A 15,940-nucleotide genomic window follows, 5' to 3' on the forward strand; every position below is an offset into this window, starting at 1 on the left:
CCATCGAGGATGCGGCAGAACTGCAATTGCAGCAGCCGCATGTCGGCCGGCTCGAGACGCGCCCGCCCAATGTCGAGGGCAGGGGCGAGGTTCGCCAGCGCGAATTGCTGAAGAACGCGCTGCGCATGCGACCGGACCGCATCATCGTCGGCGAGGTGCGCGGCGAGGAAGCTTTCGACATGCTGCAGGCAATGAACACCGGCCACGAAGGCTCGATGACGACAATCCATGCCAACACGCCGCGCGATGCGATCTCGCGGCTGGAGCAGATGGTCGGCATGGCCGGCATGCCGATGACGCATGATTCGATCCGGGCGCAGATCGCCTCCGCCATCGACATCATCGTCCAGACACAGCGTCTCTCGGATGGCGGCAGGCGTGTCACCTCCATATCGGAACTGACCGGCATGGAGGGCAATGTCGTGCAGCTTCAGGAAATCTATCATTTCGTCCGCCGTGAGGTGACGGCCGAGGGCAAGGTCGTCGGAGACTTTCGCGCAACCGGTGTCCGTCCGCGCTTCGCTCCAGAGGCGGCGACGCTTGGCCATCATTTTGCCAAGGACGCCTTCAACCCGCAGGTTGCCCTCTGATGCCGACTGGTCAAGCTCTGCTATACTTCATCTACATGCTGGCGGCAGCCTCGGTCATCCTCGCCGGCGAAGCTCTTTATCTTTCATTTGCCGGCCGCCGCTCTCGGTCTCTAGCAGTCAATCGCCGATTGAAGCGGCTCGCTGGCGACGTCCCGGCCGAACAAACGCTACAGGGATTGCTGCGGGAGCGTGGCCTCACTGACTCCGGCGACTTTCTTTTTGGAATGGTGTGGCTGAACAGACTCTATACTCAATCCGGCATCACCGGAAATCCCCTGACGTTCGCCGCGACATTCCTGCTCGTCGGACTAGCGATGGCGTTGCTCCTGGTACTCTTCAATTTTTCCGCTTTGGCGTCGCTTCTTATCTTTCTGGTCGTAGGGCTTGTCCTGCCGCTTCTCGTCCTCCGGCGCGCCCGCAACAAGCGAATCCAGAAGTTTGCCAAACAGCTGCCGGACGCGCTCGACATGATCGTTCGTTCGCTGCGCGCCGGACACCCGGCTTCGGTCGCCATCGGTCTGGTCGCGCGCGAAATGCCGGATCCGCTCGGCACCGAGTTCGGCATCGTCTCCGATGAGATCACTTTCGGTCTCAGCATCGAGCAGGCTGTGCGAAAGCTTTCGCAGCGTGTCGGCTTCGAGGGTCTTCAGTTGCTGTCGGTATCCCTGTCGATCCAGGCCAAGACCGGCGGTAATTTGACCGAAATCTTGTCCAACCTATCCTCGGTACTGCGAGAAAGGCAAAAGCTTCGAATGAAAATTCGGGCGCTTTCCGCTGAAGGGCGCGTATCGGCCTGGATTATATCACTGTTTCCGCTCGTCATGTTCTTGATCCTTCAACTTCTTGCTCCCTCCTATTATGGAGGCGTGTGGCACGATCAGCTCATTTTCCCAGTCTTCACCGTATTCGGGGTGTGGGCTTTGTTGGGGGATTTCATCATGTATCGAATGGTTAATTTTGATTTCTAACAGGGGCGACGAATAAAATTGTTTTCGAATATTCAGGATCTGGGTTTCTTGGTATCTATCGTCGTGTTTGCGGCGGCGGCATCTTTTTTCCTGTTCGGTGCGCTCGTCTTCCTGCCGGCTCTGCAAACACGAAAGCTCGTCGCGCAGAGCCTGATGGGCGAAGGAATTACAGACCGCCGGTCAATGCTTGGACAGGACGTGCTTGCCAAGCTTGCGGCACAACGGCCAGTCGACGCCTACTTCAAGTCGATCGAAAAGGAGCGCGATGAGCCGAATGCTTTGGAGGCGAAGCTCTTTCGTGCCGGCTTTTACAAATCAAGTGCACCGCTGGTTTACACCCTGTCCCGTCTGGTTGCAGTCTGCATTGGGTTTTTGGCCATCTATGCCCTGCTGTCGCGGGTCCTTCCACCACAGCTGCCTGGTTTCATAACCTTTGCCGGCTCTGCTTTGTTCGGCCTGGCCTGCATGGTGATTCCGAGCATCATGCTCGATCGCTTCGAGAATGGTCAGAAACGAATCTATCGCCGTGCCTTTCCCGACTTCATGGACATGATGATCACATGCGCCGATGCAGGCATGAGCCTTGAGGCGGCGGTCGAACGTGTGAGTCACGAAATGGCTGCCACCCACAAGTGGCTGGGGATCCAACTGTCTATCATGAATTTGCAACTGCGCGCCGGCAAGCCGTTGCGGGAGGCGTTACGGGAACTCGCCGATCGCATAGGCCTTGAGGAGGCGCGGGCACTAGCGGTGCTGTTCCGGCAATCGGAAGAACTCGGCACCAGCCTCACCGATGCCTTGCGTGTTTATAGCGCCGAAATGCGCAGTCAGAGAATTCTGAGTGCCGAGGAGCGCGCCAATTCACTCCCGGTCAAGATGATGATTCCGTTGGGTCTCTGTATATTCCCAGTCGTGATGGTGGTGATCATGTTGCCGGTCATCATTCGCATGAGAGGCGTTTTCTTCTAGTTTAGTATATCATTTGGCCCTAATGTGAGTCGGGGGCCCAGGGGACGGACGTATGAAGAGGGTTATCGCGGCCGCGGCCTGTCTGCTCATGGCGGTGCTTGCCGGTTGCCAGACGGCGGACACAACCGACGGTGTCGTGCGCACCAACGAGCCGTCGAAGGGCGACGTGACGTCTTTTGGCGATGCTTTCGACGGACTGAAAACGGTCGGCGACGTCGAATACTATGCCTCGGACCAGGCGGTCGCGGAAGCCAAGAACCAGTTCCGCGCCGAGAATTACGGCAATGCCGGCGCACTGTTCTTCAAGGCGACGCAACTGGCACCCAATGATGGTAACGCCTGGATGGGGCTGGCCGCCTGCACCGACCGGATCCACCGCTTCGACCTGTCCGACCGGGCCTATGCCAGGGCCTTCAAGCTGGGCGGCGCGACGCCCGAATATTACAACAATGTCGGCTATTCCTACCTGCTGCGCGGCAAGTTACAGGATGCCCGCTCGAACTTCCTCAAGGCTTACGAGCTGGCGCCCAACGACCCGACCGTCGCCAACAATCTGAAGCTTTTGTCGTCAAGCGTGCAGAACGTCGAGCGCTAGCATGTTGCTTGCCGAAGCGCTGCTGCTGAAGGTGCTCGCAATCCCTCTGCTGGCCAGGATTGCCTGGCTCGATTTCACCACCCAGAAAATTTCCAATCGCGACGTGCTGCTGCTGCTCTGTCTGGGCGCCGGGGGCCTGCTGTTGCTGTCGCTCCAATCCGGGTCGTGGTGGGACATGGGACTGAGCACCAGTGCAGGGCTTCTGTTGTTCGTCGCGCTCTTGCCCTTCTGGGCCTTGCGCAAGATCGGCGCCGGCGATGTCAAGCTGATAGCAGTCGTGCCCTTCCTGATCAGCGGCAGCGGTCTCGCGGTGTTTTCGGTGCTGCTCCTGGTTTTCGCCTTGGCCACTGCCGCGATCGTGAAAAACCCATTCCTGCTGCCGGCGGGCGCTTTTCGGCTCATCGTCCAGCATCTGGACCGCAAGGGGGTGGTGCCGTTCGGCGTGCCGACCTCGCTGGCCGCGATCTGTACGCTGGCGTTCCTGATCTACAAGAGCTTGATCCTGGCGAGCAGTTCTGGGATCCTCAATCAGCTCAACTGACCTCGACAGTTCGCGCGGCTGAACGCGCTGCGATCGACACTTCCCCGAAGCCTTCGCCGGCGCGTTGGCTGACGGAACAAACGAAAACCCGCCTGTGCGGCGGGTCACTGGCGCAAATCAGCACCATGGACAAAAATGTACCATAGCTGAGTGCAGGGAGTCAAGAAAAAATTCCTATCAGGTTGATGGCTAGATAAACAATCACAGGGAGAAGGCAGCATGGCACTTCACCTTTCGGCGGATGCTCCGGTCTCGGTCGCGGCGCCTCCACAGAAATATCTATTTGGTCCGTTCATCGATTTTTTCATGCTCGGCGGGAGCGCGTTCCTGATCCTGCCGATCCTGTTCTTTGTGCCTCTTAGATACGAGGGCGTTGTGGCGGCGGTAATGCTCTTGCTCGCCAATCTGATAAACCATCCACATTTTGCCCACTCGTATCAGATTTTCTATCGCGATTTCGGGCGCAAGGTGCGCGGCGACGGATATGACAGGAATCTCCAGATCCGCTACATCATCGCGGGCATTGCCGTCCCAATGATCATGGTCGCTTTCTTCGCCTATGGCTCCGTAACCGGCAACGCCCGCCTGCTGGGATATGCCACCAACGCGATGGGCTTTTTCGTCGGCTGGCACTACGTCAAGCAAGGCTATGGCATGCTGATGGTGGACGCGGTGCTGAAGCGCAAATTCTTCAGCGACCAGGACAAGAAAGCGCTGCTGTTCAACGGATATGCCGTGTGGCTGTTCGCCTGGCTCCAGACAAACGTGGTGATCACCGAAAGGCAGTACTGGGGCCTGGACTACTACACATTCGCTGTCCCGCCCTGGCTCCTCAACATCGCGCTCGCGGTCGCCGCTGCCTCCTCGGCGGCCACCGCCGTGATGTTCGTCAATCGCTGGCGCAAACATGGCGGCGCGCTGCCGTATAACGGCGTCGTCGCTTACGTCGTGTCGCTCTATGCCTGGATTCTGTTCGTGGCCCTAAATCCGCTTTGGCTGCTCGTGGTGCCGGCGCTCCATTCGTTGCAGTATCTGGCGGTGGTCTGGCGTTACCAGACCAATGTCGAGCGCGACCGCGCGGATGCCGTCAAGGATCCGGAATTCAGGGTGCTGTCCATTCTTGGGCCGATGTACAGGCTGCGGGTGCTGATATTCATCGTCGCCGGCACAATTCTCGGTGCTCTCGGTTTCTGGCTCGTGCCGATGGCGCTAAGTGCCCTGGTTCCCTACGACAAACAGGTGCTCGGCTCGTCGCTTTTCCTCTTCATCGCGTGGATATTCATCAACGTGCACCATTACTTCCTGGACAATGTGATGTGGCGTCGCGGCAACCCGGAAGTCTCGAAATATCTGTTCCGCTAACCCTCAGTCCGTTGGATGTTCAGTCCCGCAGGAGATCGAACATCAGCTTGAAGAAGCGGTCCGCGTCGACCTCATGGGCGATGCGGGCATTGTCCTTTTCACCGCGCTCGCCCCAGTAGTCGGCGATGGTCGCGCCGAAGGCGTAGGTGCCGGACAGGTCGACGCCGATATGGGCAGGGCGAGTGCGCACCAAGGTCGGGTCGATGGCCAGCGCCAGCGCCAGCGGATCGTGCATGGCGCCGCCGACGCCCATCGAGTTGCGGTGCAGCTTCTCGTAGAACAGCAGCCAGTCGTTGACGAGCCGGCCGAGCGGCGTGTCGATGGTGGCGAGTTCGGCATATTGCGGCGCCTCGATCAGCACCTGCATGGTGACGTCGAGGCCGACCATCAGGATCGGCACGCCGCTGTCCAGCACGATCTTCAGCGCTTCGGGATCGCAGAACGCGTTGAATTCGGTCGGCGTGATGATCTCGCTCTTGCGGTAGAACACGCCGCCCATCCAGATCAGTTCCTTGATCTTGGGCAGCACGTCGCGATGCTTGAGGATCATCAGGCCGATATTGCTGAGCGGGCCGGTGGCAACGACCAGGATCGGTTCGGGCGCGGCGCGCAGCCTGTCGGCCAGGAAATCGACGGCATGCTGGTCAACCGGCTTGATCGTCGCCTGCGGCAGGTAGGGCGAGCCCTCGAGCCCGCTCGGGCCATCGGCGGTGCCGAGCACCAGCGGGCGCGCCAGCGGGCGGTGACAGCCCTGCGCGACAGGCACGTCGCCGGCGCCGATATACTCCAGGATGCGCAAGGCATTGGCGGTCGTCTTCTCGACTTCCGCATTGCCGCAGGTCGTGGTGACGCCGATGAGTTCGATGGCCGGCGAGCGATGCGCCATGACCAGCGCGATGGCGTCGTCGTGGCCGGGGTCGCAGTCGAACAGGATAGGAGTTGGCTTGGTCATCATGTCGTCTTTCACGCCGCCCGCTCGTAGCGCGCTATGGTTTTCTTGAAGCCGTCGAGGAAACGCCGGCCGTCCAGGCCGGTGCAGATGCGGGTGGTCTTGGGCCCGCCGCCGGGCAGCAATTGCCGGCCGCGATAGGCGACGGTCTGGCCGCGCGCCAGCCTGCCGTCGAGCACGACGTCGGCGAACAGCGGCTCGGTCATCGTCGCCAGGCCGGGATCGAAAGCCAGCGCCACGGTGATCACGTCATCCATCGGGAACCCGACGAGGTCGAAGAATTCGCGCCAGATGTCGATGTAGATCGGGAAGCTGTCGGCGATCATCTCAAGGACGGGATTGTCCTTGGCGACGGCCTGCATGTCGGCGATGTCGTCGCGCGTCAGCATCGAGTCGGCGACGCGGTTGTCCTCGCAGATGTCGAGGGGGACGAGGATCTTCTCGACATCGGCGTTGAGCACGATGCGCGAAGCCTCCGGATCGGCCCAGATGTTGTATTCCGACAGGGGTGTGATGTTGCCCGGCGTCTGGAAATTGCCACCGAGCACGATCAGCCGCTTGAGTGCACCGGTCAATCGCGGCTCCTGCAACAGCGCCATCGCCGCGTTGGTCAGCGGGCCGGTCGTCACCAGCGTGATCTCGCCCGGATTGGCCATGACCGTCTCGATGATGAAATCGACCGCATGTCCCGACGTGGCCTGCCGCACCGGCGTCGGCGCCGGCGGGTTGAACTTCTTCAGGCGATCGCCGAAGCGGGCGACAAGCCGTTTTTCGAAATGCACCGGCGCCTCCATGTCGGCCTTGGCGTTGCCGACGATCGGCCGCCACGCGCCGGCGTGAACCGGGATATCGTCACGCCCGGCGAGCGTCAGCGTGTTGAGGACGACGTTGGTGACCTGTTCGATCGGGCCGGCCGCACCGGTCACGGTGGTCACGCCCTCGAGCCGGAGTTTGGGATTGACCGCTGCAAACAGCACGGCGAGAATATCGTCGCCGGCTGAATCCACGTCGAGGATTATGCGTTCCATAAAGGCTTCCTTCACTGGGGATTTTTGCCGCCGGGTTCGGTGTTCCTGTCTACCGACAGCAGTTTCCGCATCGATTCCAGCGTCTCCGCGATGATCCTTGGACGCGCCCGGTAGGACAGCGCGAACAATGCGATCAGCGCAACGACATAGGGGACGGTGAGAACCAGGTAGGACGGATAGCCAAACGTCTGCAGGCGCAACGAAAAGGCATCGGCGAAGCCGAACAGCAGGCAGCCGGCCAGCACCTTCAGCGGATCGCCGTTGGAAAAGATCAGGATCGCCACCGCCATGAAACCACGGCCCGACGACATGTTTTCGGTGAACATGGTGATGTAGCCGAGGGACAGATGCGCGCCGGCGAGGCCCGCCAGCAATCCGCACAGCAGGGATGCGATGTAGCGGACGCGGGTGATCGAGATGCCAAGCGCCTCGGCGGCTTCCGGCTTTTCGCCGACGACGCGGATATAGAGGCCGAGCCGCGTCCTGTTGTAGCAGACGACCAGCAGCGGCACGGCGATGAAGGCGGCATAGACGAGCGGCGTGAAGCCGGAGATCAGCGGCGCCCAGGAGCCGAGAAGGTCGCGGGCGCCGGGCAGCTGGACTTTCGGCAGGCCGACGATGCCATGACCGACGATCGAACCGCGCGTGCCGAAGATCGCTTTCATCAGCGAGATCGTCATGCCGCCGGCCAGGATGTTGAGCGCCAGCCCGACGACAACTTCATTGGCCTTGAAGCTCACCACCAGGACAGCAAAAACCAGGGCGAAGACGAGCGCCGCCGCAACGCCGCAGGCGACGCCCGCCAGTGCGGAACCGGTCCAGATCGAACCAAGGACGGCGAAGAAGGCGCCGACCAGCATCTGCCCCTCGAGGCCGATGTTGAAGATGCCGGCCTTGGTGGTGAACGAGCCGCCAAGCGCGACCAGAAGGATGGGCGCGGTGGTGCGAAGCGTCGCCGCGATCAGCGCGACGTTGATGAGCTTGTCTAGAATTTCCATCGCCGCTCCCCTGCCTGGCTGTCGCCGCGCTTTCTCACCAGCACCTGGGCCGACACGCTGAGGATGATCAGCGCCTGGATCACGGTGATGATTTCGCGCGACGCGCTGGTATCGACCTCAAGCAGCAGCGATCCGTTGCGCAGGGCGCCGAAGAACAGTGCGGTGAAGATGGTGGCGACCGGCGAGCCATTGGCGAGCAGGGCGGCGATCAGCCCGTCGAAGCCGAAACCGGGAGCAAATCCTTCCATGAAGCGGTGGTGGACGCCGAGCGTCTCGACGCCGCCGGCCAGCCCGCCGACGGCCCCCGAAAGCAGCAGGACCAGGAAGCCCTGCCGTTTCACGTTGACGCCGCCATATTCGGCGAATTTCGGCGCCGAGCCGACCATCGTGACGCCGTAACCCCATCTGGTGTAGCGGAAGACAAGGGCCGCGCCGACCGCCAGCACCAGGCCAATGACCAGGCCCCAGTTCAACCGCGAAAAAGTGAAGATCTCCGGCAGATAGGATGTCGCCAGGATCGGCGGCGTCTCCGACCAGCCGCCCGGCCGCTTGAACAGGAAGATGGTGAAATAGGATGTGAGCAGCACCGCCACGTAGTTCGACAGGATCGTCGAGACGACCTCGTTGGTGTTGTAGCGGGCGCGGAAATAGGCGGGGATGGCGACCCAGGCCGCGCCTGCCACGATCGCCAGCGCCAGTGCTGCCAGCGTGTGGATGCCCGCGGGCAGGGGCATGGCAAAGCCGACCCAGGCGGCGGCGAAGCCGCCGAGGAACAGCTGGCCCTCGATGCCGACGTTGAACATGCCGCCGCGCAAGCCGATGCAGGCAGCGACACCGCAGATCAGGATCGGCGTCGTCTGCAGCAAGGTCCCGGCAATCTTCTCCTGATCGCCGAAGGCGCCGCGCAACAGTGTCATGAACACACGCACCGGGCTTTCGCCGACCATGAGGATGATGATCGCGCCCATCAGCAGTGCCACGCCGATGGCGATGACCTGGCCGGAAACGGCATGCAAATGGTCTTTCATGATGCGGTCTCCGCGGCGAATTCCGGTGCGGCCACGCCTGCCATCATCATGCCGATGCGCTCCTCGTCGGCGTCATCGCCAGAGACCTCGCCCATGATCCGCCCGTTGAACATCACCAGGATGCGGTCGGCAAGGGCGGCCAGTTCGTCGAGTTGCACGGAAATCAGCAGGATCGCGCGGCCGGCGGCGCGCTGGCGCATGATCTCGTCATGAATGGCCTCCTGGGCGCCGATGTCGACGCCGCGCGTCGGCTGGTCGATCAGCAGGAAATCGGCGCCATTGGTGAATTCGCGTGCCAGAACGACCTTCTGGATGTTTCCGCCCGAAAGCCGCTTGACCGCATCGCTCGGTCCGCGCGCGCGAATATCGAAGCTCTTGATCAGCGTTTCGGCGTTTTGATTTATGGCATTCCAGTTGAGCATGCCGCCACGACTCCATGGTGCACGATGCTGGCGGCCCATCAGGGTGTTGGCCGCTATCGAAGCGTTGCGATCGACCCCGCGTACCATGCGGTCGCCTGGAACATGGGCGAGGCCTGCCTGGCGGATCGCGGCGGGCGAGAGATCGGTGAGATTCTGGCCCTTCAGCCAGGCCCCGCCATGGCTTGCCGGCCGCAGGCCCGAAAGCACTTCCGCCAGCTCCGTCTGTCCATTGCCGGCCACACCCGCGATCCCCACCACCTCGCCGGAGCGGACCGTGAAACTGGCATCGCGAAGGGCCGGCAGCAGGCGATCGTCGCGCGCCCACAGATCCTTCACTTCGAGCACTACGTCGCCGTGCAGCGAAGCGCGCGGCCGGCGGTCGAAGCTGACCTCGCGGCCGACCATCATGTGCACCAACTGGTCCTTGCTGAGCTCGGCCGTCGGCCGGGTCGCCACCTTCCTGCCGTTGCGCAGCACCGTCACCGTGTCGGACACTTCCATCACCTCTTCCAGGTGATGCGAAATGAAGATCACCGTCATGCCCTCGGCCACGAAGCTGCGCAGCGTCTGGAACAGTTCGCGGCTTTCCTGCGGCGTCAGCACCGCGGTCGGTTCGTCGAGGATGATGGTGCGCGCGCCGCGCACCAGGACCTTCAGGATTTCGATGCGTTGCTCTATGCCGACCGAGAGCAGCCCGACGCGCTCGGTCGGATCGACCTGCAGGCCGAAGCGCTTCGACAGGTCGCGCGTTCGCGCCACCTGCGCAGCGTGGTCGATAAGTCCATGGCGACGGATTTCCATGCCGAGAAAGACGTTGTCGGCAACCGAGAGCGAGGGAACCAGCTTGAAATGCTGGTGAACCATGCCGAGGCCGGCCTTTATCGCGACGGACGGATCGGCGATCACGATCTCTTCACCGTTCAGCCGGATCGAGCCTTCGTCCGGCTGCAAGAGGCCGAACAGGATGTTCATCAGCGTCGTCTTGCCGGCACCGTTCTCGCCGATGATGGCGTGGATCTCGCCGCGGCGGACCGCAAGGTCGATGCCGTCATTGGCCACGAATGCGCCAAAACGCTTGGTGATGCCGGTCAACTCGACGGCCATCGCGGCATTGCTGTGGAGGGTCGGCGACCCCGGCGTGTTCGACAACATGGCTCTCGCAGATTGGACACTGATCCGCCGCGGCAAGCCGCGGCGGATCAGTCTAGCGCTTTCTTGGGAGGGAGGCGCTGGTGTTGGCTTATTTCGCCTTGGCGATCACGATCTTGCCGTCGACGATGCCCTTTTTGATCTCGTCGAGCTTGGCGGTCATCTCTGCCGGGATCTTGGCGGCGATGTCATCGCAGACCTTGACCTCGACACCGCCCGAGGCGAGGTCGAAAGTGCGGGTGCCGGCGGTGATCTTGCGGCCCTCGACCTCGTCCTTGATCAGCGTATAGACGGCGATGTCGCCGCGCTTCAGCATGCTGGCGAGCACATTTCCGGGGGCCGAGCCGCACATGTCGATGTCGACGCCGATCGAATATTTGTCGACCGCGGCACTTGCCTGCATCACGCCTTCACCCGTCGGGCCGGCGACGTTGTAGACAATGTCGGAGCCTTGGCCGTAAAGCGCCTGGGCAAGTTCGCTTCCCTTGGCCGGGTCGTCGAAGGTTCCGGCGAAGACGGAGTTCACCTTGACGTCGGGCGCGGCATATTTGGCGCCTTGCTCGTAGCCGCCCAGGAAGTTGCGGATCACCGGGATATCGCGGCCGCCGACAAAGCCGATGGCCTTGCCGTCGCCGATCTTGTCGAAGGCGGTGCCCTTAGCTTCGATCATGCCAGCAAGCGCGCCGGCGACGAAGGATCCCTGCTCCTCGGCGAAATTGGCGTAGATCATCTTGGGGTTGTCGAGGACGCCATCGATGAACACGAAGCGCTGGTCGGGATATTCGGCGCTGACCTTTTGCAGCGAGTCCACCAACTCCCAGCCCATCACGAAGATGAGGTCGTATTGCTTGCCCTTGGCGAGATTCTCGAACTGCTGCTGGTAGTCGAGCGCGCGATTGCCGGTGTCGACCAGCTTGAGGTCGATGCCGAAATCGGTCTTGGCCTTGTTGAGGCCGTTGACGATCGAAACGCCAAAACCCTGTGCGAAATATCCCGAGATCGCGGCCACGGAAACCTTGGCCTGTGCGGCGGCCGGTCCGAACGAAATGGCAAGCATCGTGCCGGCCAGAAATAAACTCTTGAGCGCCCTTTTCATGTCATTCCCCTTCAGCTTTTTTCAGCTTTTGAAGCCACGCTTTGACCATCCCCCACACATCGCCGGGACAACGGCGAGTTCGTTGATGGTCATATGAGTTTAGGAGCGGCTTAACAGGCTGTCAATCGTCATCCGATGCAGTTTTCTTGGCCCTTCGCCCGCTTGCTCGACGTCTGTGCTTGACAAATGTCGATAGGCATAATTGTTGATACTCTAACGAGTTTTATGAACGACGGGATGAAGGAAGAGAACAATGCCGGCTGTGGTGGTCAGGAAATTTCTGGTTCAGATCGAAGAGATATTCCATGAGGGCGGACCCCACGCGGCACGTCCGCTCAAGCGAGGCGCGATCGTCGCGCTCATCGCCAACCCTTTTGCCGGACGCTATGTCGAAGAGATCACCGGCTTCATGGAAGACCTGAAGCCGCTCGGTCTCGATATGGCTCGGCGCCTGATCGACTCCATTGGTGAGGGCGGCCAGGCCATCGAAGGTTATGGCAAGGGTGCCATAGTCGGCGCCGCCGGCGAGCTTGAACATGGCGCGCTCTGGCACAATCCGGGCGGCTACGCGATGCGCGAACTGCTCGGCAATGCCAAGGCGATCGTGCCTTCGACCAAGAAAGTCGGCGGCCCCGGAACGCGCATCGACATCCCGATCACGCACATAAACGCCTCCTATGTGCGCAGCCATTTCGATGCAATCGAGATCGGCATTGCCGATGCGCCGCGCAGCGATGAAATGGCGGTCATCCTGGCGATGACCACCGGCGCACGCGTTCATGCACGGGTCGGCGGCCTTGCCGCCGCCGACATCAAGGGTGAGGACGGACTGCGATGAGCCCGGAAATCCGCCGTATCATCACCATCGTCGAGGAAACCCGGATCGAAGGCGGGCGGCCCGTCGATCCGCCGACGCGGCGTGCCGCAGCCATTGCGGTCATCCGCAACCCCTATGCGGGTACCTACGTCGAGGATCTGTCGGCACTCAGCGCCATCGGCGAAGCGTTGGGAGATATCTTGCCCAGGCGCGCCGTCGCTGCTCTGGGCATTGCCGGCAACCGGGTCGAGAGCTTCGGCAAGGCGGCCGCCGTCGGCGCCGATGGCGAGCTCGAACATGCCGCCGCCATCCTTCATCCAAAGCTCGGCGCCCCGTTCCGCGACGTGCTCGGCAAGGGCGCCGCGCTCATTCCCTCATCGAAGAAGCGCGGCGGCCTCGGCGTGCCGCTCGATATTCCGCTCGGCCACAAGGACGCGGCGCGGGTGCGCAGCCATTTCGACGGCATGGAGGTTCGTGTTCCCGACGCACCGCGTGCCGACGAGATCGTCGTCGCTATCGCCGTCACCGATTCCGGCAGGCCGCACCCGCGCGTCGGCGGGCTGACCAAGGACAAGATTGTCGGCATTGACGGCGTCGGCTGACCGTCAGGCCGCCAGGACTTCCGGCACCCGCATCGCCGGAGGCGTATTTCTGCTCCGGCCTGTCCGCACCTCGCCGTCGATCACGACCATGCCAATGCCTGGAAGATTGCCGAGCGCCACGCTGTCGAGCAGCCCGTCGCCGGCACCGCCGATCGCTTGATCCATGAAGATCAGGTCGGCGGCGCGCCCCACCTCGATGATGCCGCGATCATCCAGTCCGCGCACGCGCACCGTGTTGCCGCTGGCAAAACAGAACGCCACTTCCGGCGCGATACCACCAAGCGAAGCCAGCATGGTCAGGGTCCGCAGGATGCCGAGCGGCTGGACGCCGGATCCGGCCGGGCTGTCGGTGCCGAGGATGACGCGCGAAAGTTCGCCGCGCTGCCTTGCCAGGTCGAGCACGAACAGTCCGGTGCGCAGATTGCCGTTATGGACGATTTCAAGCGCCCTCGAACCCTTCTCGCAGATCTGCCGTATTTCCGCCTCGGGCAGGGCGGTTGGCCCGCCATTGACGTGGGCGACGATGTCGGCGTCGACCTCCAGCACGACATCCGCGCCGATGCGGCCGGAGCCGGGCAGCGACGGGCCGCCTGTGTGGGTCATCGAGGTCATGCCGTATTTGCGCGCCCAGGCGATCATCTTCCGGCCGGTCGGCCCATCCTTGACGCCGCCAAGCCCGACCTCGCCGACAAGCGTCACGCCGGCCTCGGCGAGACTGCGGAAGTCTTCCTCGGTAAGGCCGGGTTCCAGGATCGGTGCCCCGGCCAGGATCTTCATGCCGTTCGGACGGAAGTTGGAGAAGGTGCGCTGCGCCGCGATCGCCAACGCCTTCAGCCCGACAAGATCGCGCGGTCGGCCCGGCGTGTGGACTTCCCCCGCCGAGATCATGGTGGTGACGCCGCCATGCACGGTCGAATCCATCCAGCCGATCTGGTTCTGCCGGGGCGTCCAGTCGCCGGCCACCGGATGGGCGTGGTTGTCGATAAGACCCGGCGCGACCGCACAGCCCATCGCATCGATGATCGTCGCCGCGCTGCCGCCATCAATGTCGCCTGCCTTGCCAATGCCTGATATGCGTCCATCGCTCACGACGATGGTGTCGGCGTCGATGATCGGTTGTGCGAGATCGCCGCTCAGCATGAGACCGATATTGCGGACGACGAGCGTGTTGGCAGACGACTGGAGGTCGGACGACATCGGTTCTCACTTTTGCTGTTATGGAAAAAAGGACTGGACGCGGCTTATTTGCCGCCGTCGCCATTCGTTGGGTCGTCGTCATTGATGCGCTGGAGCAGGCGAAGCAGCGTCGCCTGCTCAGCCGGGGAGAGCGGCGACAGGAACCGCCGCCCGACCTCGACGCTGCGTTCGAGCCGTTCCAGCGTATAGTCGGTCCCTTTGCTGGTCAGCGCGATCATCGTCAGGCGTTGGTCGGTTTCGGAGGCGCTGCGCGTGATCAGCCCGTGTTTGAGCAGTTTGCGCATGACGATGCTGATGGTCGACGGGTCCATCGCCGTCAGCCGGCCGAGATGGTTCTGCGAGACTTCGCCATGCTTGAGGATCGTGGCGAGCGCCGCGAATTGCGTTGGCGAAAGGTCTTCGCCGGCCATGACCTGCTGGAAGCGCAGTGTCGCGCGCTGATGCGCCCGGCGGATGACGTGCGCCGGGTGACGGTCCAGTTCATAGCCGGTCTCGGCGTATTGCTGCAGCACTTGCTCGCGGCTCGGGGGTGCATCGCCGCTCGGCGTTTTCGAGGTCGCGCCTTTTTCGGATTGCGGTTTCTTTTCAGTCGTCACACCGGACTCCTATCGCCGCTGTCTCGGATGTCGCCGGTTTGGAAAAGCTCAAGCCGCGACCTCCGCTGGTTGAAGCGACGTCCCGTCGCGGAGGGCTGCGACGACATCAGCCGAATCGCTGACCACGCCGAAATGGGTCGCTATGTCGTAGAGCGAGCTTTCCTGCTCGCGTGGTCCCGTTGCCGCGCAGCAATCGCTTGGCACCACCACCTCATAGCCCTGGAAAAAGGCATCATGGACGGTCGAGCGCACGCAGATGTTGGTGACCACGCCGAAAATGACCAACTGATCGACCTGCATGTCTTTCAGCGTCAGGTCCAGGTCGGTTTGAAAGAAGGCCGAGTAGCGCCGCTTGATGACATGGATCTCATCATCGCGGGCGCCGAGATCCTCGATGATCTCCGGCCCCCAGCTTCCATCCAGGCAATGCGGTGTGCGCTTCAGCCATTCGCGCTCTCGTCGCATGCCCGGTCGGTGGCTGTCATGGACCCAGATCACCGGCACGCCGGCGGCGCGCGCAGCCTCGATCACGGCCAGTTGCGGCGCGACCAGCGTCTCGTACCCAGGCAGGACCATGGCCCCGCCGGGCTTGCAGAACTCATTGACCATATCGATGACGATAATGGCCGCACGGCGTGGATCGAGGCGCACCGCATCATCGTGCCGATGTGAGGAAAAACTGTCCACGGACATGGCGAGCTCCTTTGACCGATCGTTGATGCTCATACAAAAAACCCTAGTGGATGCCAAGTCAATCCCGTTCGACGCAAAGCGTGCTGGTCGGCCTTGCGCACCGCGCTCCGACAAGCGTATGCGCTATTTGCCCATCGCGAAATGGCCTTGACAACGCTTGTCAGGCATGTGCTCGATTTGTATGACCATCAATGATATTCAAGCCGCTGAATTGCGGAGCCGAGGCCGAGATATGAAAACCATCGTCACCGGAGCCAGCGGCCTGCTTGGCCGCCATGTGGCCGAGGCTCTGGTTGCGGCCGGCCACGATGTGCTTGGTGTCGATGCCGTGGTGCCGGGT

Annotated in this window: 18 protein-coding genes; 9 read left to right on the forward strand and 9 right to left on the reverse strand. The window is 62.2% G+C overall.

Annotated elements, in window-relative coordinates:
- From ENZ74_RS05175 to ENZ74_RS05200, 6 genes are all read left to right on the forward strand, one after another.
- Positions 1–590: ATPase, T2SS/T4P/T4SS family (locus ENZ74_RS05175; protein WP_164760951.1), on the forward strand; the 590-nt coding region annotated here is incomplete at its 5' end.
- The gene (locus ENZ74_RS05180) at positions 590–1,558 is read left to right on the forward strand and encodes a type II secretion system F family protein (protein ID WP_063170095.1); all 969 of its coding nucleotides are present in this window, start codon (positions 590–592) and stop codon (positions 1,556–1,558) included. The genes ENZ74_RS05175 and ENZ74_RS05180, both read left to right, overlap by 1 nt.
- An 18-nt stretch (positions 1,559–1,576) precedes the next feature.
- Complete coding sequence (locus tag ENZ74_RS05185) at positions 1,577–2,527, forward strand: type II secretion system F family protein (protein ID WP_063170096.1); 951 nt, start codon at positions 1,577–1,579, stop codon at positions 2,525–2,527.
- A gap of 52 nt (positions 2,528–2,579) precedes the next feature.
- A complete protein-coding gene (locus tag ENZ74_RS05190) occupies positions 2,580–3,122 on the forward strand; it encodes a tetratricopeptide repeat protein (protein ID WP_063170097.1) in 543 nt (180 codons plus the stop codon).
- 1 nt (position 3,123) lies between these two features.
- Complete coding sequence (locus ENZ74_RS05195; protein WP_063170098.1) at positions 3,124–3,663, forward strand: prepilin peptidase; 540 nt, start codon at positions 3,124–3,126, stop codon at positions 3,661–3,663.
- Positions 3,664–3,882: 219 nt separating this feature from the next.
- Positions 3,883–5,025 carry a hypothetical protein gene (locus ENZ74_RS05200; RefSeq protein WP_063170099.1) on the forward strand — a complete coding sequence of 381 codons (1,143 nt, stop codon included), beginning with the start codon at positions 3,883–3,885 and terminating at the stop codon, positions 5,023–5,025.
- 19 nt (positions 5,026–5,044) lie between these two features.
- On the opposite strand, the gene ENZ74_RS05205 is transcribed toward ENZ74_RS05200, so the two are convergent.
- The 6 genes from ENZ74_RS05205 to ENZ74_RS05230 all read right to left on the reverse strand — a co-directional run bounded on the left by ENZ74_RS05205 (position 5,045) and on the right by ENZ74_RS05230 (position 11,695).
- Positions 5,045–5,992 (reverse strand): nucleoside hydrolase, encoded by a 948-nt coding sequence (locus ENZ74_RS05205; RefSeq protein WP_024502284.1) that lies wholly within the window; start codon positions 5,990–5,992, stop codon positions 5,045–5,047.
- Positions 5,989–7,002 carry a nucleoside hydrolase gene (locus ENZ74_RS05210; RefSeq protein ID WP_082826727.1) on the reverse strand — a complete coding sequence of 338 codons (1,014 nt, stop codon included), beginning with the start codon at positions 7,000–7,002 and terminating at the stop codon, positions 5,989–5,991. The genes ENZ74_RS05205 and ENZ74_RS05210 overlap by 4 nt, the downstream gene beginning before the upstream one ends.
- 11 nt (positions 7,003–7,013) lie before the next feature.
- On the reverse strand, positions 7,014–8,000 hold the full coding sequence (locus ENZ74_RS05215; RefSeq protein ID WP_013530293.1) for an ABC transporter permease: 987 nt from the start codon (positions 7,998–8,000) through the stop codon (positions 7,014–7,016).
- Positions 7,988–9,028, reverse strand: a complete 1,041-nt coding sequence (locus ENZ74_RS05220; protein WP_082826652.1) for an ABC transporter permease — start codon at positions 9,026–9,028, stop codon at positions 7,988–7,990. Before ENZ74_RS05220 ends, ENZ74_RS05215 begins: the two co-directional genes overlap by 13 nt.
- Entirely contained in the window at positions 9,025–10,602 is a 1,578-nt protein-coding gene (locus ENZ74_RS05225) for an ABC transporter ATP-binding protein (protein WP_063170102.1), read from the reverse strand. Before ENZ74_RS05225 ends, ENZ74_RS05220 begins: the two co-directional genes overlap by 4 nt.
- An 88-nt stretch (positions 10,603–10,690) precedes the next feature.
- Positions 10,691–11,695 carry a BMP family ABC transporter substrate-binding protein gene (locus ENZ74_RS05230; RefSeq protein WP_013530296.1) on the reverse strand — a complete coding sequence of 335 codons (1,005 nt, stop codon included), beginning with the start codon at positions 11,693–11,695 and terminating at the stop codon, positions 10,691–10,693.
- Between the two features lie 253 nt (positions 11,696–11,948).
- On the opposite strand from ENZ74_RS05230, the gene ENZ74_RS05235 reads away from it, so the two are divergent.
- Both ENZ74_RS05235 and ENZ74_RS05240 read left to right on the forward strand, forming a co-directional pair.
- Positions 11,949–12,533: an amino acid synthesis family protein gene (locus ENZ74_RS05235; RefSeq protein ID WP_063170103.1), complete on the forward strand. Its 585-nt coding sequence runs from the start codon at positions 11,949–11,951 to the stop codon at positions 12,531–12,533.
- On the forward strand, positions 12,530–13,114 hold the full coding sequence (locus ENZ74_RS05240; RefSeq protein ID WP_063170104.1) for an amino acid synthesis family protein: 585 nt from the start codon (positions 12,530–12,532) through the stop codon (positions 13,112–13,114). Before ENZ74_RS05235 ends, ENZ74_RS05240 begins: the two co-directional genes overlap by 4 nt.
- A gap of 3 nt (positions 13,115–13,117) precedes the next feature.
- On the opposite strand, the gene ENZ74_RS05245 is transcribed toward ENZ74_RS05240, so the two are convergent.
- The 3 genes from ENZ74_RS05245 to ENZ74_RS05255 are packed head-to-tail and all read right to left on the reverse strand — an operon-like array spanning position 13,118 to position 15,600.
- Positions 13,118–14,311, reverse strand: coding sequence for an amidohydrolase family protein (locus tag ENZ74_RS05245; protein WP_063170105.1), 1,194 nt, complete (start codon positions 14,309–14,311; stop codon positions 13,118–13,120).
- A 44-nt stretch (positions 14,312–14,355) separates the two neighbouring features.
- Positions 14,356–14,907, reverse strand: coding sequence for a MarR family winged helix-turn-helix transcriptional regulator (locus tag ENZ74_RS05250; protein WP_024502291.1), 552 nt, complete (start codon positions 14,905–14,907; stop codon positions 14,356–14,358).
- Positions 14,908–14,955: 48 nt separating this feature from the next.
- The gene (locus tag ENZ74_RS05255; protein WP_024502292.1) at positions 14,956–15,600 is read right to left on the reverse strand and encodes an isochorismatase family cysteine hydrolase; all 645 of its coding nucleotides are present in this window, start codon (positions 15,598–15,600) and stop codon (positions 14,956–14,958) included.
- 232 nt (positions 15,601–15,832) lie between these two features.
- On the opposite strand from ENZ74_RS05255, the gene ENZ74_RS05260 reads away from it, so the two are divergent.
- Positions 15,833–15,940, forward strand: a 108-nt coding sequence (locus ENZ74_RS05260; protein ID WP_127312685.1) for an NAD-dependent epimerase/dehydratase family protein, incomplete at its 3' end; no start/stop codon positions are given.

It is taken from the genome of Mesorhizobium sp. M7A.F.Ca.CA.002.15.2.1 (genome assembly GCF_003998715.1).
Taxonomy (GTDB): Bacteria; Pseudomonadota; Alphaproteobacteria; order Rhizobiales; family Rhizobiaceae; genus Mesorhizobium; species Mesorhizobium ciceri.